Genomic DNA, 23495 nt, shown 5'->3' on the forward strand with positions numbered 1-23495 from the left:
TCCGGTAGGCGCGCCATCCCCGGCGAAACCGACCTCGCAACCGTACGACCTGATCTCGCCGCCGAATGGGACATCAGCAACGACATCACCCCAGACCAGGTCACGCCTACTCAACAAGGAAGGTCGTCTGGCGATGCAAGCGCAACGGGCACATCTGGAAAGCACCCATCGGCAACCGCTCGAACGGCCGAGGCTGCCGCCAATGCCGGAGGATGCGCACCATCGCCGCGGAATCAGGCCCGTGAGGCCTGGAGATAGGTCAGCACGGCCCGCACGCGGCGGTTGTCTTCGATGGGCCCGAGGCCGAGCTTGGCGAAAATGTTGCCGATGTGCTTGCTCACGGCGGCGTCGGTAAGCGTAAGCGCTGCCGCGATGTTCGCGTTTGATCTGCCGTCGGCCATGAGTGCGAGCACCTCTCGCTCTCGCGGAGTGAGACCGTCAAGCGGTCCCGGCCTAGCGCCGCTGAGCAAGTGCTGCACGACGTCGGGGTCGATCACGGTGCCGCCCATGGCGACCGTGTCGAGGGCTGCGGCGAAGTCGCGGACCCGGTTCACTCGATCCTTCAGCAGGTAACCGATCGCGCCCTCCGGGAGCGTGAGCAGTTCGCGGGCGTAGGTGTCGGCGATGTACTGCGAGAGCACCAGGACCGGTTGGTGCGGGTGCCTGGCCCTGATGTCGAGGACGGCGCGGAGCCCGTCGTCACGGTTGCTGGGCGGCATCCGCACGTCGGTGAGCACGAGATCCGGCGGCTCGCCAGCGTCGTCGAGGCGCGAGAACTCCTCGAGAAGCTCTGGAGCAGTGCCGGCGGTTGCGGCGACGGTGTGGCCAAGCCGCTCCAGGAGCGCCGTCAGCGCCTCGCGTAGCAGTGCGGAATCCTCAGCGAACAGCAGTCGCATCCTGGTCGATTCTCTTTGTGATGATCGGGAGTGTCATCTGCAGGGTCGTCGGTCCGCCGTCCGGGCTGACGAGAGTGAACTGCCCACCGAGGGTGTCAGCGCGCTCCCTCAGCCCACGCAGTCCGGTACCGGCGCACTCGTCGGCGCCGCCGTGTCCGTTGTCGGTCACTGTCACGGTGAGCGCGTCTTCGTTGACGGCCGCGTGGACGGTCAGCGTGGTCGCGGCGGTGTGCTTGGCGGCGTTACTGATTCCCTCCGTGACGAAGTAGTACGCGGCGGTCTCGACGGATGCCGGCAGCCGGTCGAAGTCGGCCACGTTAAAGCTGAGCGGAATCGGCGTGCGGTTGGCGAGTTCGCCGAGCGCGGCACGCAGACCGTGGTCGGTGAGCACCGCGGGGTAGATGCCGCGCACGGTGTCGCGCAGCGTTGCCATCGCATGCTCCGCCTGACCTTGCGCGGCGTCGAGAGAACCGCGGGCGAGGCGAGTGTCGGCGCCTCGCGCGGCGAGGTCGTCGAGTTCGAGGCTGACCATGCCGAGCCGCGCAGCAAGGGTCACGAGTTCCTGCTGCACCCCGTCGTGGAGATCGCGCTCGATGCGCCGCCGCTCCGCCTCGAAGGCCTCGACGAGAGCTGCCCGCGATTGGACGAGCCGTTCGACGTTCCGAGAGATCTCTCGCTGCCTGGGTCCGCAGAGGATCCGCAGCAGTGAAGCCTGTCCCGCGGCGAGCACCGCGTTGACGTAGGCGAACAGGCACACCGCGAGCAGGGCGATCGGGATGGCCGGCCACCAGGTGTCTGGGCCGACGATGATCCATGCGTCGGCGAAGAGATTGATCCGCGTGGGGCCTCGCGATCCCGACACGCCCACGAAGACGAACACGACCAGGCAGAGGCCCTGCACGAAGAGGACCGTCAGCGCGAGCCAGCCAAGCACGAGGTCGAGCACAAGCGCGGCGGTCTCTCGCCAGGTCGCCGCCTCGTTCACCCGGACGGCCAGCCAGATGTGTCGCTGGTCGCGCGAGAGGGGTACATGCCCGGACCCCTGCCGGGGGAAGCCGAGGATGCGGGTGCGGCGACGCTCGAGCGCGCCGACGAGGATTCCCCACAGCGGCAGGAGCAACAGCGTGACGATCGTGACAGGCAGCAGCGCGAACCCGAGCACGGCGCTCACGAGTAGGTAGACCAGCGCGAGCCAGGGCCATCGACTGAGCAGAAACCGCCAGGGCGCGCGCATCAGTGCGTGCCACACGGTCGCCGGTTCCATGCTCCCACCCTAAGGAAGCGCCGATTGCAACGGGTGGGCATTCGCCAAAGAGTAGAGCCAGCTCTACCTCGACTCTCCACCTCGCTCCCTCGTGCCCGCGGCATCCACCGCATCGAATGGATGTTGTGACCGATCTCGTCATCCGCGCTGCGAACCTCTGCAAAACCTTCCCCGGAGCGGGACCGAAGGAGCCTCGCGTGCCGGTTCTCCGCGGCATCTCGCTCGACATCCGCGCTGGCGAGATGGTGAGCATCGTCGGGCCGTCAGGTTCGGGCAAGTCCACATTGCTCTACTGCCTCTCCGGGCTCGAACCCTACGATTCCGGCTCGGTTCAGCTCGCCGGACGCGAACTCCGCACCCTCAGCCGGGGTTCTCTGGCCGCGCTGCGTCGCAAGCACGTCGGGTTCGTATTCCAGTCCTTCAACCTCGTCCCCTCCTTGAGCGCGCGGGAGAACATCGCTCTGTCTGCTCGCCTTGCCCGACGTCCCGTCCACGCAGCCGATATCGACCGAGCTTTGACCGATGTCGGATTGGCGGATCGCGGCCGGCACCGGCCGGGACAACTGTCGGGCGGTCAACAGCAGCGCGTCGCAATCGCCCGAGTGCTCGCCATGCGACCCGACATCGTGTTCGCGGACGAGCCCACAGGCTCGCTCGACACCGCCACCGGCGCTGACGTGCTGCGGCTCCTGCGCGCGGCCGCGGGCGGCGGCAGATCCGTGATCGTGGTCACCCACGACCTCGAAGCCGCCGCCCTCGCCGACCGCGTGCTCGTGCTCAGAGACGGACTGATCCACAACGAACTTCATCAAGCCACGCCAGAGCAGGTGCTCGAGGCGATCACACACGCCAAGGCCGACGCATGATCCGGCTCGTGGTCTCCGACCTGAGCGCTCACGCCCGGGTATGGTTCGGCATCCTCGCCGTGACCGTCGCCACAGGCTTCGTCGCCGGGATCACGGCCGGACTGATCGAGACCGGCCTCGTTCACGGTGGCCGTGTACAGGAGGGACTGGCCAGCACCAGCTCCGCGGTCATCATGTTCACCGCAATCTCGGCCATTATCGTGCTCAGCTCCACCGCGAACCTGACCGTTGCCCTGCAACAGCGAAGCTACGCGCTCTGGCAGCTCGTCGGCATCCGTCCCGCTCTCGTCGCCGTGGTCGTACTCGCCCAACTCGGCATCGTCGGCGCGATCGGCGCGTTTCTCGGCAGCCTCATTGCCATCCCCATCTTTCCCGCCCTCTTCACGTGGGCGTTCCGGGAGTGGACCGACATGCAGGGCATCAGCCTGCACCTCAGTGCGATCGGCGTGCTCGTCGTGATGATGACGGTGACGGTCGTCGCGGTGCTCGGCGGACTTCGCGGGGCACGTCGGGCCAGCCGCACGCCGCCGATCGAGGCGTTGCGCGATGCGGAACCACCACAGGTCAAGATGGGATGGTTCCGGATCCTCCTCACCGTGCTCGCCGTCGGCGGCACCATCACGCTCGCCGGCAACCTCGACGGCAACGCCACGATCTCCGCGTTCTCAGGCCAGGCCGTGCTGCTCACCCCGCTCATCGCTGCAGCCCTTGCCGCCTCGGGACCGCTCGTGTTCCCGCTCGTCCTCCGCGCTTGGACATCCCTACTTCCCGTAAGCGCGTCATCCTCCTGGTTTCTTGCGCGCAACTCCGCCCGCCACCGACTCAGCTACTCCAACGCCGCAATCAGCCCCCTCATGGTCGCCATCGCCCTCGCCGGCGGCCTTTACACCACCGCCGGAACGCTCGCTGCTGCCCAAGCTGCTCGGACCGGGAGGAGTGAAGGCTTCGACCTGGCTCCCGAGGGCGTCGTGATTCTGCTCGGCGGTCCGCTCCTGCTCTCTGCGGTCGCCGCGGCCGCGACCGTGTTCATGGCCGGTCACGCGCGGGAACGCGAGTTCGCTCTCATTCAAGCCGCAGGCTCCACACACAGCGCCATCACCCTCACCGCGATCTGGGAAGCCGTGATCTACACCGTCACCGCGGCTCTCCTGGGTACCGCCGCGACCGTGATAGGTGGCTTCATCATCGCGACGGCGCTCTTGCTGCCGATGCCCGTCGTGTCGTTCGCAGCGATCCTCATGATCGCTGGCGGCGGACTCGTGTTCATTCTTCTAGCGACGATTGCACCGACCGTCGCAGCGCTCCATCACGAGATCCCCCGCGCTCTCACCATCGAATAGCAGGCGCTCAGCGCGCTGGACTGGACGAGAGCGCGGATCGCCGAGCGTCTAGGTTCGCGACTGACGAACGGCCGCCTCGAGGTCTGGGCTACACGGAGGAGTCGAGGATCGCAGCGACGCGTGACGGGAGAAGGCCCTTAGTTCCAGTCGTCGCAACGAGTGCGGCGAGGTTGCGCCAGGCTTGCAGGCGCACTTCCGCAGCAGTGAGTCCGCGCGCATTCGCAAGCGCCTCCTCGACCTGCGTCACGTTGCCGGGCTGGTGCGGAGCAGCGCCGCGACGATTGCCGTCGGGATGATCAGTCTCGGGGATGAGACGCTCGAGTGGGATGAGGTCGACCGCTGCGCTTGCCCGGAGTGTGGCGACGTTGACGGAGAAGTACGCACCGAGTTCGAGTGCGCGGCTCGTGTCCGCGCGGTCGCCGAGCCACCAGTGCAGGATCACCCCCTTCACAGGGGTTTGCTCAAGGTGGTCCACGACTTCCCCGGTCGCACCATAGCTGTGGATCGAGGTGAGGCGCGGCTTCGCCTGCAACTCGGTGAGCAGCGATGCGAACACGTCGTGCTGCCTGGCGCGGCGGGACGGCACTTTCGCGTCGAGTCCGACTTCACCGACGTATGCCGTCTGATCGATCAGACTGTTGAACTCGCTGGGGTCGTAGCGTTCGAGCGCTGCGTGGACTCCCGGGTGAACGCCGACGCCCCAGATGGTGAGGAGATCCTGTTTCTGGCGCTTCAACCCGAGCTTCGACTCGGCAAGGCTCCGGCTGGCGGCGAAGATCACCGCCCGAAGGCCCAACAGATCCCGCGGGGTGATGGTCGGGTCGATGTGGGCGTGCATGTCCACCGGCGGCCAGGTGGTCATGTCAGCATCCCCAGCTCGTGGGCACCCCGGAGACACAGGTCGCGGGCTTCGCCGGCGGAGTATCCCTGCGGCAGGCGCATTGCTGCGATGTCGCTGACCCTGATCCCTCGGGCCACGAATCCTCGAATGCTGGGCAGGATCGACGCCTTCTCGAGCTGGGCTCTGGCGGAGTCGCTAGCTGGGGCGTCGATCACGTAGCGGCTCCCGTCTGCCAGACCTGCGGCGGCAAACGATGCGCGTCTCACGAGACAGCCGAAACAGGTTCCGCAGTGATCTGTCGCGGAGACCCCCAGCCATCTTCTGTTCGTGAACGCGCAGGAGTTGGTGGCGCTGAGCAGTTCTGTGGCGGCCTCATCGCCGACCTCGTCGGCCAGCCACCGGAACATCTCGCCCTTGGTCTTTGTCGCGAACGGATTCGCGAGCATCCCCCAGCCGCCTGTCTGCGCGACGAGGCGTGACAGTTCCGTGAGGAACCAAGGGTGCGTCGTGCGTGTGGACAGACTGCCCAGCTGGTCGGGGCCGAGCGGCGGGTTCAGCGACGCGAACCCGTTCTCCGGAATCCAAAGCTCCACCTCGTTCATCGATGCGAACGCTAGCCCGAGTGCGAGGAAGAGGATCGATCGCGTTCGCGTCGAGTTCTCGTCCCGAAAACGGTGGCCCCCGGGCTGTGCCTTACGGCGGGTGAAGACGAGCTGCTCATGGTGCTGCGTGGCGCCATCGGGCCGAAGCGCCCTGATGCGCTCAGCGACGTCCTTCTGGATCGGTGAGATGGATGTTGCGCCGACGTGCGAGACCAGGAGGTGCTCCTCAGGTCGGGTGCGGGCCAAGAACGCGCCGATGGCAGAATCCGCCCCGCCGCTCATGAGCACGACCCGACGCGCATCCGGGTAGGAGTTCGGTGCGATGTCCTCACGTGGGATGCGTGCCGCGCGGAACGTGAGCTCCCACAGGTCGCCGGACAGAAAGCCGAGGAGTTCCTGCAGCTCGCTCGCGACGGCGTCCCAGGGTGCCGGATCATGCACGGGCACGCTCATGGTGATGCGCCGCTGAGTCCAGTTGACGCTCCCGGCGCGCCGCGGCACCGAGCGGTCTGCTGCGTAGACCATCACTGCGAGGCGGAACAATTCGATGTTCTCGCGCCGCACCGGTCCGAGCCTGCCCAGCCGCGGCCCGAGGGAGGTGTTGAACGTGCCGGCACCGCCAACGGGCCAGTAGAAGGTGCTCTCGGCCGCCTCGCGGGTGACGGTCGCGGGAACCTGGAATCGAAGATCGAACTGGGCCATGTCAGTCCGCCCCGTGGATCGTTCTGAGGTATTCCAGGCCGTCCTCGATGGCCCGTGTGAACTCGTCGGGGCTCGGCCCGCTCGGGGACAGGTTCGCGTGTGCGGCGAGTTCTTCCGCGGCCTGACGGACACCGTCCTCGAACGCTGCACGCTGCGGGCCGGTCATCTCCTTGGTGTTGAGGCTCGACGCGGTCTCCACGAGATACGCCTCGGCGAGGATCAGGGCGACCGCCTCCTCGGCGATCTGTCCGAGCGACACGTCCGCGCCGGATGTGTCGCTCTCCACGAGCCACTCCGCGAGCCTTCCGACGACTGCCAACTGCTCGTCCGTCTCGATCGTCCCGGGCGGGAGGTCCTCGCAGACTTTCTGCGCGATCTGATGGGCAACATCGAAGATGTTCGGGTTCGCTCGGAGTGCGTCATAGTCCAGGCCGAGGTCCCGCAAGGTCTGTGAGTCGCCCGTGCGATAGGCATACGCCGCCGCCGCACCTCGGCCTGCGGACCGTGCCGATCCGGACACCGACCGGGTGACCGTGTCGGTGCCGCGTCGGGCCCGTCCGCTTCCGCCGCCACCCCGGGAGGATCGGAAGAGCGCGGCCGCGGGCAGGACCCTGCCCGCGGGTGAGGTTGGAGACGGCTTCAACGGTGAGAGAAGCGTCGGTTGGGCGTTGGATGGCGTCGGAGCCACGACGTCCGAGCCGGGGAGACTGGCGAGCCAGTCGTCGAGTCCGTCGCGTACTTCGCCTCCGGCGGCGCTCCCGGAGTATGAACCCTTCGTGCCCATCAGCGCTGCGCCCCCTTGGGCGGCGGTGTCGTGAGCGCCTTCTTGATGGTGCCGTCGGGTAGCTGCGCAGCAAGGGCGTTGATGACGTCCTTGATTCCGGGGATGTCGAGTCCCGCGATGGTGATCGCGGTGCCCGGCTGGAGCTCGGAGGTTGGGAGCCGCCGGAACGCCTCAAGCGCGGCGGGTTGCACGGCCGGATGTGCCTTGGCGAGGCGTGCGATTCCGGCGACTGCCCCACGCTGCTCTTGGACCCGGTCCCTGGCGCGCAATCCCAAGTGGCGGAGGAGCTGGCTGACGTCATCGATCGTGAGAGCGAGGAGACTCTCCTCGCTGAGCTGCCGCCTGTCGACCGTCCTGGTCGAAGCCAACAGCGCGGCCAGGTCACGAAGGTGCTGCGGGAGTTCGGCGCTGACGAGCAGATCTCCGCGAAAGGACGCCGCGAGGTGGAGGTACGGGCTCAGATCGAGTTCGTGAAGATCCGGAGGGAGCTTGGCCCACCGGATCATGTCGTCCCCGAAGTGCGGGGCGACAGTGGCCGTCGCCGGCGCGGGCTCTGGCTGCTCGTCTGCGCTCTCGGTGTGCTCACCGCTCGTCGCCGGCTCAGCCCGCTCTACGACGGTTGGCGGCAACACGAGCGGTTCGACCGTCGTCTCGACTCCGGGCGACTTCCCGGATGCGCCGTCGGTGGTCGCCGGTGCATCCTTGGGGCGGTTCGCTTGCGTCTCCAGCGCTTCCAGACGGTCCCGGAGCTCACCGGTCCGCAGCCACGACAGCACCGACTGGAACTGGTCGGGCAGGAGTACTTCGAGGACCATGAGCTTGGCGACCACGTCGTAATCGAGGTCGATGCCGCGTCGCGCTGCGATCGAGCGACGGATGTTCAGATCGTTGAGGAATCGCTTGATGCGACGCGGATTGCCACGAAGCTTCTCGTACAGGATCGTCGTCAGTCGACGCGCGAAGGAAAGCTCCCGCTGGACATCGAGACCGTCCGGTGCCTTGAGGTCATCGAGCGCGCCCACCGCGCGAAGCCGGTGGCATTCGGCGATGACCGTCGCAAGCTGCTCGTCGGTGAGGCGCTTGTCGATGCGGTTCTGCAGCTGCAGCAACAGCACGTACGACTCCGTGTCAAACGCTCCCAGCGCAGGCAGAGGAACGGTCGTCTGGACGATCTTGTGCAGATACAGCTTGGATGGCGGCTCGGCCGGGAGCGCATCTTCGTCGTCGGGGCGCTCGGCCGGCATGCTCCACTCCGGCAGACGAGTGCGGATGGCATCAGCGACCCTGTCCTCGTCCGCCGCGATGACGAAAGCCATGCCCTCGACGCTCAGGAACAGACGGATCGCCTCCAAGGTCTCCACGACCGTGTCCACCAAGCACCTGTCGAGGTCATCGACCAGCACGGCCACACGCCGAATGTGGGACATCTCCTCCGCTGCGAGGAGTTCGGCGAACTCGGCCTTGAACCCAGCGAGCCCGCGCGGTTCGTCCTTCTGATCAGTTCCCTTGGGCGCAGGCTCCCGGATGAGGTCCAACACCTTGTCGACACCGGGCAGCGTCAGCGTGAGGGAGGACGTGGCAGCCAGCTTGACTGCTTTCGCCCAGTCGATCCTGTCCGACAGCTTCTTCAGAAGCTTCTTGATCTTCGCGCCCTTGGTCTCCTCAACGTCCTTCAGGCGTTCGGACAGCTCGGCCGAGATGGCGTCGAGCACTTCTCCAATGAGCGATTCCTTCGCTCCGACGGCCGGGTCATATCGCCACGGGTCGGTGCGGACGGTGAGGATCTTCGCAGTCTCCGCGTCGCTTCGCGACTCTAGGTCGTCCTTGATGAGCTCGAGGACCGTGGTCTTGCCGCTGCCCCACGGGCCGGAGAGCCCGATCGCCAGAGGGTCGAGCGCATCATCAAGCACCGCATCCGACACCGTCTCCGCGATGGCGCGGGCTGCCAAGAAATCGACCTTCGAGGGCTCGTCGGACCAGAGCCGCCCGCGGAGATCCTGGGTGACGGTCATGGTGCCTCCTCGTGTCAGGGAACGGGAGACGACCGTGCGGCCCCGCGCGCCCTGTTCGCCGGGGCGATACGCGGACGCGACACCCACGTGTGACGGCTGTGGTCTGAGCCTAAGAGTCCCATGAGCGGCCCTGGCCCTCAGCGCCGACACGCTGAAGGACCGGGTGGGGCGAACACCCGGACCCGATTGCCACGCAAACCGTTGACCCGAGGATGTCCCACAGCTCGTGGGACAATGCGCCGCCACCCGCTTCGCTAGGAATGTGCCGCAGGCTGTGGCACATTGTCAGCGAGACCAGCGATGTCGTTGATCCGGGCAGCCAATTCTCGGCTCACCGAGGCGAGAATCTCGCCGGCTGGGTGACCGCGCCACCCTTCCTCCTGGGTGCCAGCGAATTGTTGGCTCACTGTGCCAAGAAATCTCAGGGCCGTGGTCTGCCGCGCCCTCGCCCTACGGGCGCCGACAGAGATTGACGCCATTGGTCCGAGCGCCAACCCGCCACACCTCCCTCTTCGTGTGTGCAGCGAGTTCTTGGCCTGCCGCGCCAAGAACTCTCCGATCATCATCCTCACCAGCTTCCCTGGACCCACCGACCCGCCTCAGCGTTCTATGCGGACCGAGTTGCATGGAGGGCAGCCGGGAAAGTGTTACGACAAGGACGCCCCGATCGCGCTCCGAGTCCCCGCCAGACCTGACACCGAGTGTCATCCCGCCGCGATACCCCCAGACGTCGGCCTGCTCTCGCGCTTGCTGTCACCGTTCGTGTCACTTCCTGAGCCCAGAATCGGCCATTTCGTCTGACAGCAGCTGTCAACGCGAGCGTCACCCGACAGTCAGATCCGGGTGAGCTTGGCCGGATTGCAGACCTGCAGGAGGGTGCGGACGCGGCCGGACGGGTCGAGACGGATCACCATCACGTCGCGTCGGCCGGAGCCGTCGCCGAGCCGGCGGGCGTCCATCCCGAGCTCGCCGTTGACCATCACCGCGGACATTTCTATCGTGGCCCCGGCGGCGATGGCCTTGGCCATCACGCCGAGCAGGAAGCGCGCGATCCGGTCCGCACCGAAGATCGGGTTGCGTGCGGCGCTGACGATGCCGCCACCGTCCGAGAACAGCGTCGCGTCGTCCTCCAGCAGTTCCACGACCGCGGCGACGTCGCCGGACTCGACCGCATCGGCCAGCCGCTGGAGGGCCTCGCGGTTCGCGCGATCCGCGACGGACTGGTCGGGGGTGATGTCCAGGCGACGCTCGGCGCGGGAGATCAGCTGGCGCACGCTCGCGGGGGAGCGCTGCAGGATCTCGCCGATCTCCGGCGCGGTCATCGCGAACGCGCGGTGCAGGACGAGGGCCGCGCGGGCCTCGGGGGTGAGCTGCTCCGCCACGTGCAGGAGCGTGAGAGAAAGCAGCTCGCGGGTCGCGGCGACCTCATCCGGCAGGCGGGCGGTGTCCACCGGCTCGGGCAACCAGGGCCCCGGGTACACCTCGCGTGCGGCGGCGAGCGTCCGCACACGGTCGACGCTGCGGCGCACGCACACCGTCGTCAGCCACGCCGACCAGGACCGCACCGGGGTGTGCTCGCGCTCCGCCGCGAGGGCGGTGATCGCGACCTCGGACACGACGTCCTCCGCCTCGCCCCAGTCGCCGAGCATCCGGTACGCGATGCCGAGCAATCGCCCGCGCGCGAGCGACCACGCGTCGGTGGCGGCGGAAGCCGGGGCGGACGTCATGCCGTCACGATACTCACGCGATCGGATGGCTCGCATCCACGGGCGGTGTCATCCGCGTGGAGATCGCGATCCGGTTCCAGACGTTGATCGTGGCGATGGCGAGGACCAGCGCGCCAAGCTCGCCCTCATCGAAGAACGCCGCCGCACGCTCCCACACCTCGTCCGACACGGCGTTCTCGCCCAACCGCGTCACCGCGTCGGTGAGCGCGAGGACGGCGCGCTCGCGATCGGTGAGGAGTTCGCCGGCGTGCTCCCACGCTGTCGCGGCCGTCAGCACCCGCTGCGGGATGCCCGCCTTCAGCCCGTCGGTGATGTGCATGTCCACGCAGAACGTGCAGCCGTTGATCACGGACGCCCGGATCTTCAACAGTTCGTACAGCCGCTTGTCCACGTGCGTGCGGCTGTACGTCTCCATCCCGATGACCGCGGCGTAACCCAGCTTGTTCGTTCGACCCATTTCGATTCGTGTCATATCTGATTGTCGGTGCCGTCGCCGGAAGTGTGACAGATCGCTCCCGGTATACCCCAGGGGGGTATACACTGATGCAGGCGAAGGGATGAACTGATGAGCACTGAAACCTACCGTGTCGAGGGAATGACCTGTGGACACTGCGCGCAGGCCGTGACGAGCGAGGTGTCCGGCGTGACCGGCGTGACCGCGGCCGTCGTGGATCTCGAGGCGAACACCGTCGCCGTGACCGCGGACATCCAGCCCGCGCCGGACGCGATCGCCGCCGCCGTCGAAGAAGCCGGGTACACCCTCACCGGTCGAGCCTGATCATGACCGTCCTGCCCGACGCGCGCCGTGCGGTCACACTCGACATCGAGGGGATGACCTGCGCCAGCTGCGTCGCCCGCGTCGAGAAGCGGCTGCTCACGGTGCCGGGCGCGCAGGCCAGCGTGAATCTGGCGACCGAGTCGGCGAAGGTGTCCGTCCCGGACGATGCCGACGACGAGGCGCTGCTCGCGGCAGTCCGCTCCGCCGGGTACGACGCACGCGTACGCCGTGCGGGAGCGCGGGAAGCGGACGCGGCCCCCGCGCGCGCAGGAACGTCCCTCGGCACGCGACTGATCGTCAGTGCGGCCCTCGCCGTGCCGGTGATCGTTCTCGGCATGGTCCCCACCTGGCAGTTCCCGGGATGGCAGTGGGTCTCGTTGGGCCTCACGCTGCCGATCGTGCTGTGGGGCGGGTGGCCGTTCCACCGCGCGACGTTCGTGAATCTCCGCCACGGCGCCCTGACGATGGACACGCTGATCACGATGGGCACATCCGCCGCCCTGCTGTGGAGCCTCTGGGCGCTCGTGTTCGGCTCCGCCGGACGCCTCGGAATGACCCATGAGTTCCAGCTCTTCGGCCCGGTCCACGACGCCACGGCTCTGGTCTACTTCGAAGTCGCCGCGGGTGTGACGGTGTTCCTCCTGCTCGGGCGGTGGTTCGAGCATCGGTCCAAGCGCACCGCCGGAGACGCTCTGCGCGCGCTGCTGAGCCTCGGCTCCCAGGATGTGATCCTCGCCGACGTGAAGGGGCAGGACGGCCCGACCGTTCCGATCGCGCTGCTCGGGGTCGGCGACCGGTTCGTCGTCCGGCCCGGTGGCACGATCGCCACCGACGGTGTCGTGGCGTACGGCTCCGCCGCGGTGGACGAGTCCATGCTCACCGGTGAATCGGTGCCGATCGCCGTCGACCCCGGCTCGTCCGTGACCGGTGGCACGATCGCCGTCGACGGGCGCCTGGTCGTCACCGCGACGGCGGTGGGGGAGCAGACGCGTCTGGCCACGATGGCTCGACTGGTTGAGGACGCGCAATCCGCGAAGGGTGCAACGCAGCGTCTCGCAGACCGCATCTCTGCGGTCTTCGTGCCGGTCGTGATCGGGATCGCGATCCTGACCCTGCTGGTCTGGCTGCTCCTCGGTCAGCCCGTGGCGGCGGGATTCACGGCCGCCGTGGCCGTGCTCATCATCGCGTGCCCGTGCGCGCTCGGGCTCGCCACCCCGGTGGCGATCCTGGTCGGCACCGGACGCGGGGCTCAGCTCGGTGTGCTCATCACGGGTCCGGAGGCCATCGAAGCGGCGGCTCGGGTCGACACGATCCTGCTGGACAAGACCGGCACCCTCACCGAGGGGCGGATGTCCGTCCATGCGGTGATCACCGGTCCCGAGGTCGACCGGGACGCCTTCATCGCGCGTGTCGCCGCGCTCGAGGCCGCCTCGGAGCACCCGGTGGCGCGCGCCATCGCCGCGCTGGTGGAGCGGCCGGCTGCCGTCAGCGAGTTCCGGAACGAGGCCGGTCGCGGGGTCGTGGGCACGGTCGCCGGAGCGCTCGTGTTCGCCCGCCGGGCGGACGCCGCCGACACCGATGCCCTACCGGACGTGCTGCGTGACGCCGTTCGTGCGGCCGCGGGCACGGTCGTCCTCGCCGGTACCGTCCGTGCGGGGGCGGAGCACGTCGACGGGGTCATCATTCTGACCGACGCCGTCCGTCCCGACAGCGCGGGCGCCGTGGCCGAGCTGCACGGCCTCGGCCTGGACGTGCGCCTGCTCACCGGTGACACCGCTTCCGCCGCCCGAGTGGTCGCGACCGCCGTGGGCATCACCGAGGTCACCGCCGGCGTCACGCCGGAGGCCAAGCTCGCCGCCGTGCGGGCCGCCCAGGCCGCCGGTGCGCGCGTGGCCATGGTGGGCGACGGGGTGAACGACGCCGCGGCGCTCGCGTCGGCCGACCTCGGCATCGCGATGGGCGGCGGGACGGACGCGGCCATGCACGCCAGCGACGTGACGCTCGTCCGGGACGACGTGACCGCGATCCCCACGGCGATCCGGCTGTCTCGCCGCATCATGGGCACGATCCGCGGCAACCTGTTCTGGGCGTTCGGCTACAACGTCGCCGCCATCCCGCTGGCGGCTCTCGGTCTGCTGAACCCGATGATCGCGGGTGCGGCCATGGCCTTCTCCAGCGTGTTCGTCGTGCTGAACAGCCTCCGGCTCCGTTCGTTCCACTGACATACGCACGAACGTGCGCCCGCGGCGACTCGTGGGGTAAAATCCTTCCGTGGGGCTCCCTCGCCTTGTTCTCGTGTGCCGCTGAAGCGGAGTCCGCGAGCGGGTGAGGGCGAAGTTCTGGCACGTTCTGCACGATCGCGTGCCGACCCTCGACCGTTCCCGGCTCTGCGCCGGGCCCACCGGGAGGCATCCCGGACATCTCGCTCAGGAGGAGCATGCCGACCACGGCAGTCGCCGCGTCCAACCGGCGCAAGAAGACCTCGTCCGCGCGCCGCGACGACGAGGCACCGATCATCCCCATCCTCGCGCGCAAGGTGCGCGAGGTGGAGTCCAAGGCCCAGAAGGGCAAGCTGGGCCCGACCAACCGCGTCAAGTTCCAGGTCATCGCGTTCCTCGTGCGCGAAGAGCGTGCCAAGGTCAAGGCGGATCCGGACCTCGCCGCCGGGACCCGCACGGAGCTGCTCAAGCGCCTGGACGGCGTGGCGCAGATCCTCGCCAAGACCGCGGCCCGGGACACGTCGCTGATCCAGCTGCTGGAGGTGGATCAGGCGACCTCGCCGGTCGCGAAGCGCATGCGCCGCGACTGGCTGCTCGAGTCGGGCGCCGAGCTCGCACCCGATGAGCTGATCATCACGGACGTGCCGAAGGTCGCCTCGACCCCCGTCGTCTCCGCCGCGATCGCCGAACGCCAGGTGACGCCGCCGCGCATCGATGCGCGCATGGAGTCCAACCCGTTCCTGATGCCGGATCTCAGCGTCGCCACGAGTGGTCCGACGCGTCGACGTCTGGCCGACTGGGAGCTGATGGGTCCGCTGTACAAGGCGTTCGAGTCCGGCGCCGGCGGGGGAGCGGCCAGCATGGAGCTGCCGGAGGTGCCGGAGTTCGACCGCATCTCGCCCAAGGGCCTGGAGGCCATGCCGCACCAGTCGCGGCTGGTCGAGGCGGTCCGACACGGGCAGCGCACCTTCCTGCTCGCGGACGAGCCCGGACTCGGCAAGACCGCGCAGTCGGTGCTGGCGGCCTCCGTCGCGAACGCGTACCCGCTGCTCGTGGTCGTGCCGAACGTCGTGAAGATGAACTGGGCCCGCGAGGTGGAGCGGTGGACGCCGCAGCGCCGCGCGACCGTCATCCAGGGCGACGGTGAGAGCATCGACGCCTTCGCGGACGTGTTCATCGTCAACTACGAGATCCTCGACCGGCATCTGGACTGGCTCAGCAAGGTCGGGCTGCGCGGCATGGTCGTCGACGAGGCGCACTTCATCAAGAACCTCACCTCGCAGCGCTCGCAGAACGTCCTGGCGCTCGCGTCGCGCATCCGCGAGACGACGCCCGGCGGGAACCCGCTGCTGATGGCGCTGACCGGTACGCCGCTGATCAACGACGTCGAGGACTTCGACGCGATCTGGCGCTTCCTGGGCTGGACCAACGGCGAGAAGCCCGGTCCGGAGCTGGCGGAGAAGCTGGACGCCACCGGACTGACGCCCGCGGACAAGTCCTTCTACCCGGAGGCGCGGGAGGCAGTCATCTCGCTCGGCATCGTCCGGCGCAAGAAGAAGGACGTGGCCGCTGACCTGCCGGACAAGCTCATCGCCGACATGCCGGTGCAGCTGGATGACGAGTTCGGTCGCTCCATCCGCGCCGCCGAGCGTGAGCTCGGTGCCCGCATGGCCGCGAAGTACCACCGCATCGTCACCGCGCGCGGCCGCGTCACGCACGGCATCGATGAGGACATCGTCCGCCTGGTGGCGCAGCACGAGTTCGACGACGCGAAGAACGCCGACGCCGGTGGCGACAACGTCTTCAGGATGGTGCGCAAGATCGGTCAGGCCAAGGCCGGCCTCGCGGCGGACTACGCCGTGCAGCTGCAGCGCTCCGTGGGCAAGGTCGTCTTCTTCGCCAAGCACATCGACGTCATGGATCAGGCCGAGGCGCTGTTCGCGGCGAACGGGCTGAAGACCGTGTCCCTGCGCGGCGACCAGAGTTCGACCGCGCGTCAGGAGGCCATCGACGCGTTCAACGCGGACCCGGAGGTGGCGATCGCCGTGTGCTCGCTGACCGCCGCCGGTGTCGGCGTGAACCTGCAGGCCGCCTCCAACGTCGTCCTGGCGGAGTTGAGCTGGACCGCCGCCGAGCAGACGCAGGCGATCGACCGCGTGCACCGCATCGGTCAGGATGAGCCGGTCACCGCGTGGCGCATCATCGCCGCGCACACGTTGGATTCGAAGATCGCCGAGCTCATCGACCAGAAGCAGGGACTGTCATTGCGTGCGCTGGACGGCGTCTCCGTGGAGCCCGGTTCGCAGGACTCGGTCCAGCTGGCCGCGCTCATGCACCTGCTGCGCGAGGCCCTCACGGACTGACGCGCGTCCGCGGACGCCGGACGGGTTCGCTCCCGTCCGGCGTCCGTTCGCGTGTGCGCGGAACGGGTGCCAAGAATCCCGATTCTTGGACCTGTTTTCCGGCGTCTGCGGAGTCCGCGCGAGAAATCCGCCGAAACCATCGCAAGAAGTGCCGTTCTCACGGCGCTCGAATGGCATCCCGCGCGCCCGACAGCTATGTTCGAGTCAGGCAGTGTCGCCTGACCCACAACCCCCCCTCGACGTGTGAAGGCCTGACCATGAAGATCGGAATCCTGACCAGCGGTGGCGACTGCCCCGGACTGAACGCGGTCATCCGCGGCATCGTGCTCAAGGGCACGACCACGTACGACCTCGAGTTCGTCGGAATCCGCGATGGCTGGCGCGGAGTCGTGGAGGGCGATTTCATGCCCCTCACGCGCCATGAGGTGAAGGGTCTGTCCAAGGTCGGCGGCACGATCCTCGGCACCAGTCGCACCAACCCGTACGAGGGGGAGCGCGGCGGTGCGGAGAACATCGCCAAGACGCTGTACGGGCACAAGATCGACGGCATCGTCGCGATCGGCGGCGAGGGAACGCTGGCCGCCGCGGACCGGCTCGCCAAGGACGGCATCAAGGTCCTGGGCGTTCCGAAGACCATCGACAACGACCTCCGTGCCACGGACTACTCGTTCGGCTTCGACACCGCGGTGAACATCGCCACGGACGCGATGGATCGCCTGCGCACCACCGGGGATTCGCACCAGCGCTGCATGGTGGCCGAGGTCATGGGTCGACACGTCGGCTGGATCGCGCTGCACGCCGGCGTCGCGGCGGGCGCCCACGCCATCCTCATCCCGGAGCACCCGATGACGATGGACGAGATCTGCGCTTTCGTCGAGTCGGCGCACGATCGCGGCCGCGCGCCGCTGGTCGTCGTGTCCGAAGGCTTCACGCTCGAGGGGATGGAGGAGGCATACTCGGACAAGGGCCTGGATGCCTTCAACCGGCCCCGTCTGGGCGGGATCGGCGACATGCTGGCGCCGGAGATCGAGCGGCGCACCGGCATCGAGACGCGCGCCACGATCCTCGGACACATCCAGCGCGGCGGAGCACCCAGCGCCTTCGATCGCGTGCTCGCGACGCGCCTCGGCCTGCACGCCGCCGATGCGGTGGTGGAGGGAGCCTGGGGTCAGATGGTCGCGCTGCAGGGCACGGACATCGTCCGGGTCCCGTTCGCGGATGCCCTCGGCGAGCTGAACACCGTTCCGAAGTACCGCTACGACGAGGCCGCCGCCCTCTTCGGTTGAGTATCCCGTGCGGCGTCACGACGCGTCGGGCGTCGGCGTCACGGCGTTCCAGCGCAGTCGGGGTGGCCCGGCGGCGATCTCCGCGCGAACCGCACCGGGATCGCCCACGGGGAACGTCGTGATGAGCCGATCGGCGACCGCGTAGGCGACGGCGCTCGAGGAGCCGTGCGAGACGAACGCGACGCGCGTGCCCACACCGTCCGCGCTCCCCTCGACGCTCGCCGAGTCGGCGAGGGCCCGCGACATCGCCGCTGCCACCCGCGTCGACAGCGTGGGGGCGGCCGGCTGCGGCGCGAACGCGTCATCCGGCAGGCCGTAGGCGCGGGCGAGGTCCGGGGTGAGCCAGCGATCGCGCTTGAGCCCGTACGGGGTCTCGGCGCGCGAGAGCAGGTAGCCGTAGCAGTGGATCAGCCCGCCGTTGCCCACCGGCCACGCCGCAACGAGTCCGGCTCGCCGGTGCAGTTCCTCGAAGAGACCGCGGCCGATCACCGGGGCCCCGGTGTTCTCATCGATCACGGTCGACGGTCCCCATGCCGACCAGGCTCCCGCTGCCGTGTCCGCGGCGATCGCGTCGGTGAGCCAGGGGAGGGAGTCCAGCGCCGCGGCGGGGTCGGTCTCGGCCAGGAGCGCCGCGGAGTCGAGGTCGATCATCCCGCCATGCTAGGCGGTTCGACGACGTCGAATTCACCGTCCGTTCATCGCTCGTGGTCGCAATGTCCATCAAAAGCAGGCATCATGGACGCATTGTCCACGATGAGGAGATCCCGTGAAGCACCCCGACACCGCCGTCATTCTCGACTTCGACGGAACGGTCGCGCTCGGCGACGGGCCCGTGCGGGCCTACGCTCGTGCGGTCGAGCGTCGCGGTGGGGTGACCGGTGTCGAGCCGGTGCTGAATGCCGTCCCCGCGGACGCCCTGGACGGCTACGACGCTGTCCGGATGGCCGCCGAGAGCGCCGGTGTCTCCGCCGCGGATCTCAGCGCCGCGTATCTCGACAGCCGTGCCGAGCTGGCGACCGAGGACGCGCCCATCCACGCTCCGGTCGGTCTCGCTGAGTTCCTGACCGCCGCGGGGGAGGCCGGTGTGCTGCGGCTGCTCGTCACCAACGCCCCGGACATCCGCATCGCCCCGGCGCTGGCGGCCCTCGGCATCGCGGACGGCATCGACCGCGTCGTGACCGACGCCGCCAAGCCGGGAGGGCTCGACGCGCAGCTGGATGAGCTCGCCGCCGCCGGAGTCGTGCGCGTCCTCAGCATCGGCGACATCTGGCGCAACGACCTCGCCCCCGCCCACCGGCGCGGGCACACCACCGCACTCGTCGGGGACCACCCCGACGAGATCGCGACGCCCACGCACCGGGCATCGACCTTCGGCGACCTCGCTCCTGCCCTGCAGGAGTGGTTGGACGCCGTTCCCTCCGACTCCACCGCATCCACCGCACTCTGATCCGAAGGAAAATCCCCATGCGCACCACCCTCGTCCGCACGGCCGCCGTCGGCGCCGCCGCGCTCCTCGCCCTGGGCCTGGCCGGATGCTCCGGCTCCGGCGATTCGGGCTCCGGCTCCGCGACGTCCGGTTCGTCCGATCCGACCTCTCTCACGCTCGCGCTCGTCCCCTCGCAGGACCAGTCCGGACTCGTCGAGACCGCGGCGCCGCTCACGGATTACCTCTCCGAGGCGCTCGGCATCGAGGTCACCGGAGTGGTCTCCAAGGACTACCAGGCCGCCGTCGAGGCGATGGGGGCGGGCCAGGCGCAGATCGGCTTCCTGCCGTCGCTGCAGCTGTGGCAGGCCTCGGACATGTACGGTGCGAAGACCGTGCTGCAGACCGAGCGCAACGGCAACATCACCTACCCGGCGCAGTTCATGACGAACAACCCGGACAAGTACTGCAAGGACAAGCCGGTGGAGCGCGACGGCATGCTGTTCTGCAACGGCGCCGACGCGATGAAGGGCCCGGCCGGGCTCGACCAGATCACCAAGGTGAAGGGCGCCAAGGTCGCCGTCCTCGGTCCCGGCTCTCCGGCCGGTTACATCTACCCGATGGTCGCCCTGAAGGACGCCGGGCTGAACATCGACACCGATTTCGAGAAGATCCCCGTCACGGCCAACGACGCCAGTGTGCTGGCGGTCTACAACGGTGACGCCGAGGTCGGCTTCTCGTTCTGGGATGCCCGCAGCATCGTCGTCAAGGACACCCCGGATGTCGGTCAGAAGGTCGTCGTGTTCGCCCTGACCGATGAGATCCCGAACGACGGTGTCGCGCTGAGCTCGGACCTCTCCGCTGACCTGCAGAAGCGGATCACCACCGCCCTCGAGGACTACTCCAACAGCGCGGAGGGCTCGAAGGTGCTGGAGAGCATCTACTCGATCACCAAGCTCGCGCCGGCGGACCCGTCCTCGCTCGATGTCGTCGCGAACGCCGCGCAGGCGCTGGGCCTGCAGTGATCGACGCCGCACGCACCGCGGACGCCCACTCCACCGAGGGGGCGTCCGCGCCGTGGGGCATCCGGCTCGATGACGTCACGGTCCGGTACCCGAACGGCACGGTGGGCCTGCGGGGTGTGAACCTGGACATCCCCGCCGGCGAGATGGTCGCGGTGGTCGGGTTGTCCGGCTCGGGCAAGTCCACGCTGATCCGCACCATCAACGGGCTCGTTCCGATCACGTCGGGCTCGCTCACGGTCGGCGAGCGCCGGGTGGACGGCGCGTCCGGTCGAGAGCTCCGCCGCCTTCGCGGGGACATCGGCATGGTGTTCCAGAACTTCAACCTCGCCGGTCGAGCGAGCGTCCTGCAGAACGTCCTGGTCGGCCGCCTCGCCCACACGCCGCTGTGGCGCACCATGGTCGGTGCCTACCGCGCGGAGGACCGGGAACTGGCCTACGAGGCGCTGGACCGGGTGGGCATCCTGGAGAAGATGTACGGACGGGCCTCGGCCCTCTCCGGTGGCCAGCAGCAGCGCGTGGCCATCGCCCGTGCACTGACCCAGCGGCCGAAGATCGTCCTCGCCGATGAGCCGGTCGCCAGCCTTGATCCGCCTACCGCGCATGGCGTGATGAGCGATCTGCGCCGCATCAACACGGACCTCGGGATGACCGTGCTGGTCAACCTCCACCTGCTGGATCTGGCCCGTGAGTTCGGCTCCCGCATGATCGGCATGCGCGCCGGCGAAGTGGTCTACGACGGCCCGGCCGCGACGGCCACGGACGCGGATTTCGAGCACATCTACGGCCGCTCGCTGACCACGGATGATCGGTTGGACGGATGAGTTCGATCACCCTGCGGGACGGACGCTCCCTGACGCTGCCCCCGCGCCCGGCCGGCCGCTGGAAGACGTGGGTCGTCCTCGGGATCATCCTGGCCGTCACCGTCGTCATGTGCCTGCCCGGGATCGGCATCGGCTTCGACGTGCAGGCCATCGTGCGCAACTGGCAGCACGGTGCCGACAAGGTGCTGAAGCTCCTCGTGCCGGACTGGTCGTTCTTCCCGCGCACGGTGGGCCCGCTGGTCGAGACGCTGCAGATGGCGGTCATCGCGACCGCGATCTCCGCGATCGTCGCGCTGCCGATCGCCTTCTGGGCTGCGCGTCCGACCAACCCGAACACCTGGTTCCGTGGCATCGTGCGGTTCCTGCTGAACATGCTGCGTTCGGTCCCGGATCTGCTCTTCGCCGCCGTCCTCGTGGCGATGGTCGGCGTCGGAGCGCTGCCGGGCATCATCGCGCTCGTGCTGTTCGACATCGGCATCATCGTCAAGCTCGTCTCGGAGGCGATCGACACGACCGACAGCGGTCCGATCGAGGCCGGTCGCGCGGCCGGTGGCACGCAGACGCAGATCAACCGCACCCTCGTGCTGCCGGACACCTGGCCGGCGTTCGCCAACCAGGTGCTCTACGTCTTCGAACTCAACGTTCGCGCCTCCAGCGTGCTCGGCCTCGTCGGCGCCGGCGGCATGGGACTTCTCATCGACGCCGTGCGCACGTTCTACCGCTACGACCAGCTGTCGCTGATCATCCTTGAGATCCTTCTCGTGGTGATCGTCATCGACGTGGTCAGCGACGCGATCCGCCGGAGGTTGGTGTGACCCTTCTCGACGCCCCCGCCCGCGCGGTCTCCGCGTTGCCGACCCGTCCGCGTCATCCGTGGCGCACCGCGATCGCAGCCGTCGTCACCGTCGTGGTGATCCTCGCCTTCTGGACCGTGGACATCAACTGGGGCCGCCTGGCGGACCTGCCGTCCGAGCTGATCCGCTATCTCGGCCTGATGTTCTCCGCACCGAACTGGGCGAAGCTGCCGGATGCGCTGCTGCAGACGTGGCGCTCCGTGGAGATGGCCTGGATCGGAACGGTGCTCGGGATCCTGATCGCGACCCCGCTCAGCCTCGTGGCGGCCCGGGGCTTCGGTCCCGCCTGGCTGCGGTGGCTGCTGCGCGGACTGTTCTCCCTGATCCGGGCCGTCCCGGAGATCATCTTCGCCATCATCATCCTGTCGGTCACCGGCCTGACTCCGCTCACGGGTGCCCTGGCGCTCGCGATCAACGGCGTCGGCACGCTCGGCAAGTGGGGCTATGAGGCGGTCGAAGCCGTGCCGTCCGGGCCGATCGAAGCCGCTCGCGCCGCCGGCGGGAGCACCGCCCAGGTGATCCGATGGGGTGTGTGGCCGCAGGTCACGCCCGCGTTCCTGTCCTTCTGGTTGTACCGGTTCGAGATCAACGTGCGGTCCTCGGCCGTGCTCGGTCTGATCGGCGTGGGCGGGATCGGTGACATGCTGACCTCATACACCCAGTACCGGGAGTGGTCGACGGTGGGTGTGCTGCTCATCGTCGTGGTCGTCGTCACGATGGCCATCGACGCCGCATCCGGCGCACTGCGCCGACGGATCATGGAGGGAACCCGTGTCCGGTCCTAGTGTTCCTCCGAGCGCGCGCATCGCGACGGCGCTGAACGGTCTGCAGCCCACCGAGCGTCGCGTCGCGGACATCATCCTCGGCGACCCCGCGCAGGTGGTGGAGTGGACCGCCCAGGAACTGGCCGACCGGGCCGGTGTGGGGCGATCGTCGGTGATCCGGGCGTGCCAGAGCTTCGGGTACCGCGGGTTCCCGCAGCTGCGGGTCGCCCTGGCGGCCGAGCTCGGTCGGCAGCCGGACGCCCCCGCAGAGGAGGGCGATGACACCACCGTCGGTCTGATGCGCGCGGAGTTCCACCGGATCGCCCAGGCGCTGCCGGCGGCCATCAGCCTGCTGGATGAGGACACCGTCGAGGCCGCCGTGCGGCGGATCGTCTCCGCACGGCGACTCATGGTGGTCGCCAACGGCCTGTCCGGACCCATCGCGAGTGAGCTCGCGATGCGTCTCACGGCCATCGGTCGCCCCGCGGAGTTCACCCCCGATGCGATCGCGCAGCAGATCGCGGCGAGCGGTCTGACCGGCGAGGACGCCTGCATCGTGGTTTCCGGATCCGGCGCGAATGAAAGCAGCCTCAAGGCCGCGGACGCGGCGGCGGGGGCTGCCACGGTGATCGCACTGACGTCGTTCGCGGCCTCACCCCTGACGGTCATCGCAGACCTCTCGCTTGTGATCGCCTCGGCGGGAGTGACGTTCCGCGACGAACTGGAGCACACGTCCCGCGTCGCGCACGCCGTGTTCGTCGAGGCCCTCGTCGCCGCCGTGGCACGCTCCGTCGGTGACGCATCCCGGGCGACCCGGGCGCGCGTGCTGGAGATCCTCTCCGACAACCTCGCCGACGCCGCGGACTGACGGTTCGGCACGAAGACGAAACGCCCGGCACCGCGGTGCCGGGCGTTCGGTCTGTGCGGT

The 23495-nt window shown here is 68.6% G+C and carries 22 protein-coding genes; 13 read left to right on the top strand and 9 right to left on the bottom strand.

Annotated elements, in window-relative coordinates:
• The first annotated feature begins 65 nt into the window (after nt 1–65).
• Entirely contained in the window at nt 66–245 is a 180-nt protein-coding gene (locus tag BN1193_RS18535; RefSeq protein WP_094770229.1) for a zinc-ribbon domain-containing protein, read from the top strand.
• Here BN1193_RS18535 and BN1193_RS02575 read toward each other — a convergent pair.
• Nucleotides 234–896, bottom strand: coding sequence for a response regulator transcription factor (locus tag BN1193_RS02575; RefSeq protein ID WP_040163838.1), 663 nt, complete (start codon nt 894–896; stop codon nt 234–236). The genes BN1193_RS18535 and BN1193_RS02575 overlap by 12 nt on opposite strands.
• Entirely contained in the window at nt 877–2160 is a 1284-nt protein-coding gene (locus tag BN1193_RS02580) for a sensor histidine kinase (RefSeq protein ID WP_052460357.1), read from the bottom strand. The genes BN1193_RS02575 and BN1193_RS02580 overlap by 20 nt, the downstream gene beginning before the upstream one ends.
• A 125-nt stretch (nt 2161–2285) precedes the next feature.
• Between BN1193_RS02580 and BN1193_RS02585 the strand changes: the two genes are divergently transcribed.
• On the top strand, nt 2286–3026 hold the full coding sequence (locus BN1193_RS02585; RefSeq protein ID WP_230206383.1) for an ABC transporter ATP-binding protein: 741 nt from the start codon (nt 2286–2288) through the stop codon (nt 3024–3026).
• Nucleotides 3023–4366 carry an FtsX-like permease family protein gene (locus tag BN1193_RS02590; protein WP_040163840.1) on the top strand — a complete coding sequence of 448 codons (1344 nt, stop codon included), beginning with the start codon at nt 3023–3025 and terminating at the stop codon, nt 4364–4366. The genes BN1193_RS02585 and BN1193_RS02590 overlap by 4 nt, the downstream gene beginning before the upstream one ends.
• An 88-nt stretch (nt 4367–4454) precedes the next feature.
• Here BN1193_RS02590 and BN1193_RS02595 read toward each other — a convergent pair whose 3' ends face one another.
• From BN1193_RS02595 to BN1193_RS02620, 6 genes are all read right to left on the bottom strand, one after another.
• Nucleotides 4455–5228: a TatD family hydrolase gene (locus tag BN1193_RS02595; RefSeq protein WP_040163841.1), complete on the bottom strand. Its 774-nt coding sequence runs from the start codon at nt 5226–5228 to the stop codon at nt 4455–4457.
• Complete coding sequence (locus BN1193_RS02600) at nt 5225–6511, bottom strand: hypothetical protein (protein ID WP_052460358.1); 1287 nt, start codon at nt 6509–6511, stop codon at nt 5225–5227. The genes BN1193_RS02595 and BN1193_RS02600 overlap by 4 nt, the downstream gene beginning before the upstream one ends.
• Before the next feature lies 1 nt (nt 6512).
• On the bottom strand, nt 6513–6956 hold the full coding sequence (locus tag BN1193_RS17795; protein ID WP_040163842.1) for a hypothetical protein: 444 nt from the start codon (nt 6954–6956) through the stop codon (nt 6513–6515).
• Between the two features lie 338 nt (nt 6957–7294).
• Nucleotides 7295–9307, bottom strand: a complete 2013-nt coding sequence (locus BN1193_RS02610) for a KAP family P-loop NTPase fold protein (protein ID WP_040163843.1) — start codon at nt 9305–9307, stop codon at nt 7295–7297.
• 833 nt (nt 9308–10140) lie between these two features.
• Nucleotides 10141–11034 carry a sigma-70 family RNA polymerase sigma factor gene (locus BN1193_RS02615; RefSeq protein ID WP_040163966.1) on the bottom strand — a complete coding sequence of 298 codons (894 nt, stop codon included), beginning with the start codon at nt 11032–11034 and terminating at the stop codon, nt 10141–10143.
• 13 nt (nt 11035–11047) lie between these two features.
• Nucleotides 11048–11506, bottom strand: a complete 459-nt coding sequence (locus tag BN1193_RS02620) for a carboxymuconolactone decarboxylase family protein (protein ID WP_040163844.1) — start codon at nt 11504–11506, stop codon at nt 11048–11050.
• A 93-nt stretch (nt 11507–11599) separates the two neighbouring features.
• Here BN1193_RS02620 and BN1193_RS02625 point away from each other — a divergent pair, with 93 nt between their 5' ends.
• The 4 genes from BN1193_RS02625 to BN1193_RS02640 all read left to right on the top strand — a co-directional run bounded on the left by BN1193_RS02625 (nt 11600) and on the right by BN1193_RS02640 (nt 17680).
• Nucleotides 11600–11812 carry a heavy-metal-associated domain-containing protein gene (locus tag BN1193_RS02625; RefSeq protein ID WP_040163846.1) on the top strand — a complete coding sequence of 71 codons (213 nt, stop codon included), beginning with the start codon at nt 11600–11602 and terminating at the stop codon, nt 11810–11812.
• A gap of 2 nt (nt 11813–11814) precedes the next feature.
• Nucleotides 11815–14034 (top strand): heavy metal translocating P-type ATPase, encoded by a 2220-nt coding sequence (locus BN1193_RS02630; protein ID WP_052460359.1) that lies wholly within the window; start codon nt 11815–11817, stop codon nt 14032–14034.
• Between the two features lie 215 nt (nt 14035–14249).
• Complete coding sequence (locus BN1193_RS02635) at nt 14250–16394, top strand: DEAD/DEAH box helicase (protein WP_040163848.1); 2145 nt, start codon at nt 14250–14252, stop codon at nt 16392–16394.
• Nucleotides 16395–16651: 257 nt separating this feature from the next.
• The gene (locus tag BN1193_RS02640; RefSeq protein WP_040163850.1) at nt 16652–17680 is read left to right on the top strand and encodes an ATP-dependent 6-phosphofructokinase; all 1029 of its coding nucleotides are present in this window, start codon (nt 16652–16654) and stop codon (nt 17678–17680) included.
• Nucleotides 17681–17695: 15 nt separating this feature from the next.
• Here BN1193_RS02640 and BN1193_RS02645 read toward each other — a convergent pair whose 3' ends face one another.
• Nucleotides 17696–18331, bottom strand: coding sequence for a hypothetical protein (locus BN1193_RS02645; RefSeq protein ID WP_052460360.1), 636 nt, complete (start codon nt 18329–18331; stop codon nt 17696–17698).
• A gap of 115 nt (nt 18332–18446) precedes the next feature.
• On the opposite strand from BN1193_RS02645, the gene BN1193_RS02650 reads away from it, so the two are divergent.
• From BN1193_RS02650 to BN1193_RS02675, 6 genes are read left to right on the top strand one after another with little or no spacing between them, the layout of a single operon-like run.
• Nucleotides 18447–19127 carry an HAD family hydrolase gene (locus BN1193_RS02650; protein ID WP_052460361.1) on the top strand — a complete coding sequence of 227 codons (681 nt, stop codon included), beginning with the start codon at nt 18447–18449 and terminating at the stop codon, nt 19125–19127.
• Nucleotides 19128–19144: 17 nt separating this feature from the next.
• Entirely contained in the window at nt 19145–20128 is a 984-nt protein-coding gene (phnD, locus tag BN1193_RS02655; protein ID WP_040163851.1) for a phosphate/phosphite/phosphonate ABC transporter substrate-binding protein, read from the top strand.
• Nucleotides 20128–20949 (top strand): phosphonate ABC transporter ATP-binding protein, encoded by an 822-nt coding sequence (gene phnC / locus BN1193_RS02660; RefSeq protein WP_040163971.1) that lies wholly within the window; start codon nt 20128–20130, stop codon nt 20947–20949. The genes phnD and phnC overlap by 1 nt, the downstream gene beginning before the upstream one ends.
• The gene (gene phnE / locus BN1193_RS02665; RefSeq protein ID WP_052460362.1) at nt 20946–21764 is read left to right on the top strand and encodes a phosphonate ABC transporter, permease protein PhnE; all 819 of its coding nucleotides are present in this window, start codon (nt 20946–20948) and stop codon (nt 21762–21764) included. Before phnC ends, phnE (BN1193_RS02665) begins: the two co-directional genes overlap by 4 nt.
• Complete coding sequence (gene phnE / locus BN1193_RS02670) at nt 21761–22588, top strand: phosphonate ABC transporter, permease protein PhnE (RefSeq protein WP_040163854.1); 828 nt, start codon at nt 21761–21763, stop codon at nt 22586–22588. The genes phnE (BN1193_RS02665) and phnE (BN1193_RS02670) overlap by 4 nt, the downstream gene beginning before the upstream one ends.
• Nucleotides 22575–23435: a MurR/RpiR family transcriptional regulator gene (locus BN1193_RS02675; protein ID WP_040163856.1), complete on the top strand. Its 861-nt coding sequence runs from the start codon at nt 22575–22577 to the stop codon at nt 23433–23435. The genes phnE (BN1193_RS02670) and BN1193_RS02675 overlap by 14 nt, the downstream gene beginning before the upstream one ends.
• Nucleotides 23436–23495: the final 60 nt, after the last annotated feature.

The sequence above is a fragment of the Microbacterium gorillae genome (assembly GCF_000826185.2).
Taxonomy (GTDB): Bacteria; Actinomycetota; Actinomycetes; order Actinomycetales; family Microbacteriaceae; genus Microbacterium; species Microbacterium gorillae.

What these genes read in the sequence shown, in the direction of transcription:
- BN1193_RS02635 (WP_040163848.1), top strand. Translation starts at nt 14,250, where the DNA reads ATGCCGACCACGGCAGTCGCCGCGTCCAACCGGCGCAAGAAGACCTCG.
- phnE (WP_052460362.1), top strand. Translation starts at nt 20,946, where the DNA reads ATGAGTTCGATCACCCTGCGGGACGGACGCTCCCTGACGCTGCCCCCG.
- BN1193_RS02610 (WP_040163843.1), bottom strand. Translation starts at nt 9,307, where the DNA reads ATGACCGTCACCCAGGATCTCCGCGGGCGGCTCTGGTCCGACGAGCCC.
- BN1193_RS02645 (WP_052460360.1), bottom strand. Translation starts at nt 18,331, where the DNA reads ATGATCGACCTCGACTCCGCGGCGCTCCTGGCCGAGACCGACCCCGCC.
- BN1193_RS18535 (WP_094770229.1), top strand. Translation starts at nt 66, where the DNA reads ATGGGACATCAGCAACGACATCACCCCAGACCAGGTCACGCCTACTCA.
- BN1193_RS02595 (WP_040163841.1), bottom strand. Translation starts at nt 5,228, where the DNA reads ATGACCACCTGGCCGCCGGTGGACATGCACGCCCACATCGACCCGACC.
- BN1193_RS02575 (WP_040163838.1), bottom strand. Translation starts at nt 896, where the DNA reads ATGCGACTGCTGTTCGCTGAGGATTCCGCACTGCTACGCGAGGCGCTG.
- BN1193_RS02620 (WP_040163844.1), bottom strand. Translation starts at nt 11,506, where the DNA reads ATGACACGAATCGAAATGGGTCGAACGAACAAGCTGGGTTACGCCGCG.
- BN1193_RS02625 (WP_040163846.1), top strand. Translation starts at nt 11,600, where the DNA reads ATGAGCACTGAAACCTACCGTGTCGAGGGAATGACCTGTGGACACTGC.
- BN1193_RS02600 (WP_052460358.1), bottom strand. Translation starts at nt 6,511, where the DNA reads ATGGCCCAGTTCGATCTTCGATTCCAGGTTCCCGCGACCGTCACCCGC.
- BN1193_RS02580 (WP_052460357.1), bottom strand. Translation starts at nt 2,160, where the DNA reads ATGGAACCGGCGACCGTGTGGCACGCACTGATGCGCGCGCCCTGGCGG.
- BN1193_RS02640 (WP_040163850.1), top strand. Translation starts at nt 16,652, where the DNA reads ATGAAGATCGGAATCCTGACCAGCGGTGGCGACTGCCCCGGACTGAAC.
- BN1193_RS02630 (WP_052460359.1), top strand. Translation starts at nt 11,815, where the DNA reads ATGACCGTCCTGCCCGACGCGCGCCGTGCGGTCACACTCGACATCGAG.
- BN1193_RS02615 (WP_040163966.1), bottom strand. Translation starts at nt 11,034, where the DNA reads ATGACGTCCGCCCCGGCTTCCGCCGCCACCGACGCGTGGTCGCTCGCG.
- BN1193_RS02590 (WP_040163840.1), top strand. Translation starts at nt 3,023, where the DNA reads ATGATCCGGCTCGTGGTCTCCGACCTGAGCGCTCACGCCCGGGTATGG.
- phnD (WP_040163851.1), top strand. Translation starts at nt 19,145, where the DNA reads ATGCGCACCACCCTCGTCCGCACGGCCGCCGTCGGCGCCGCCGCGCTC.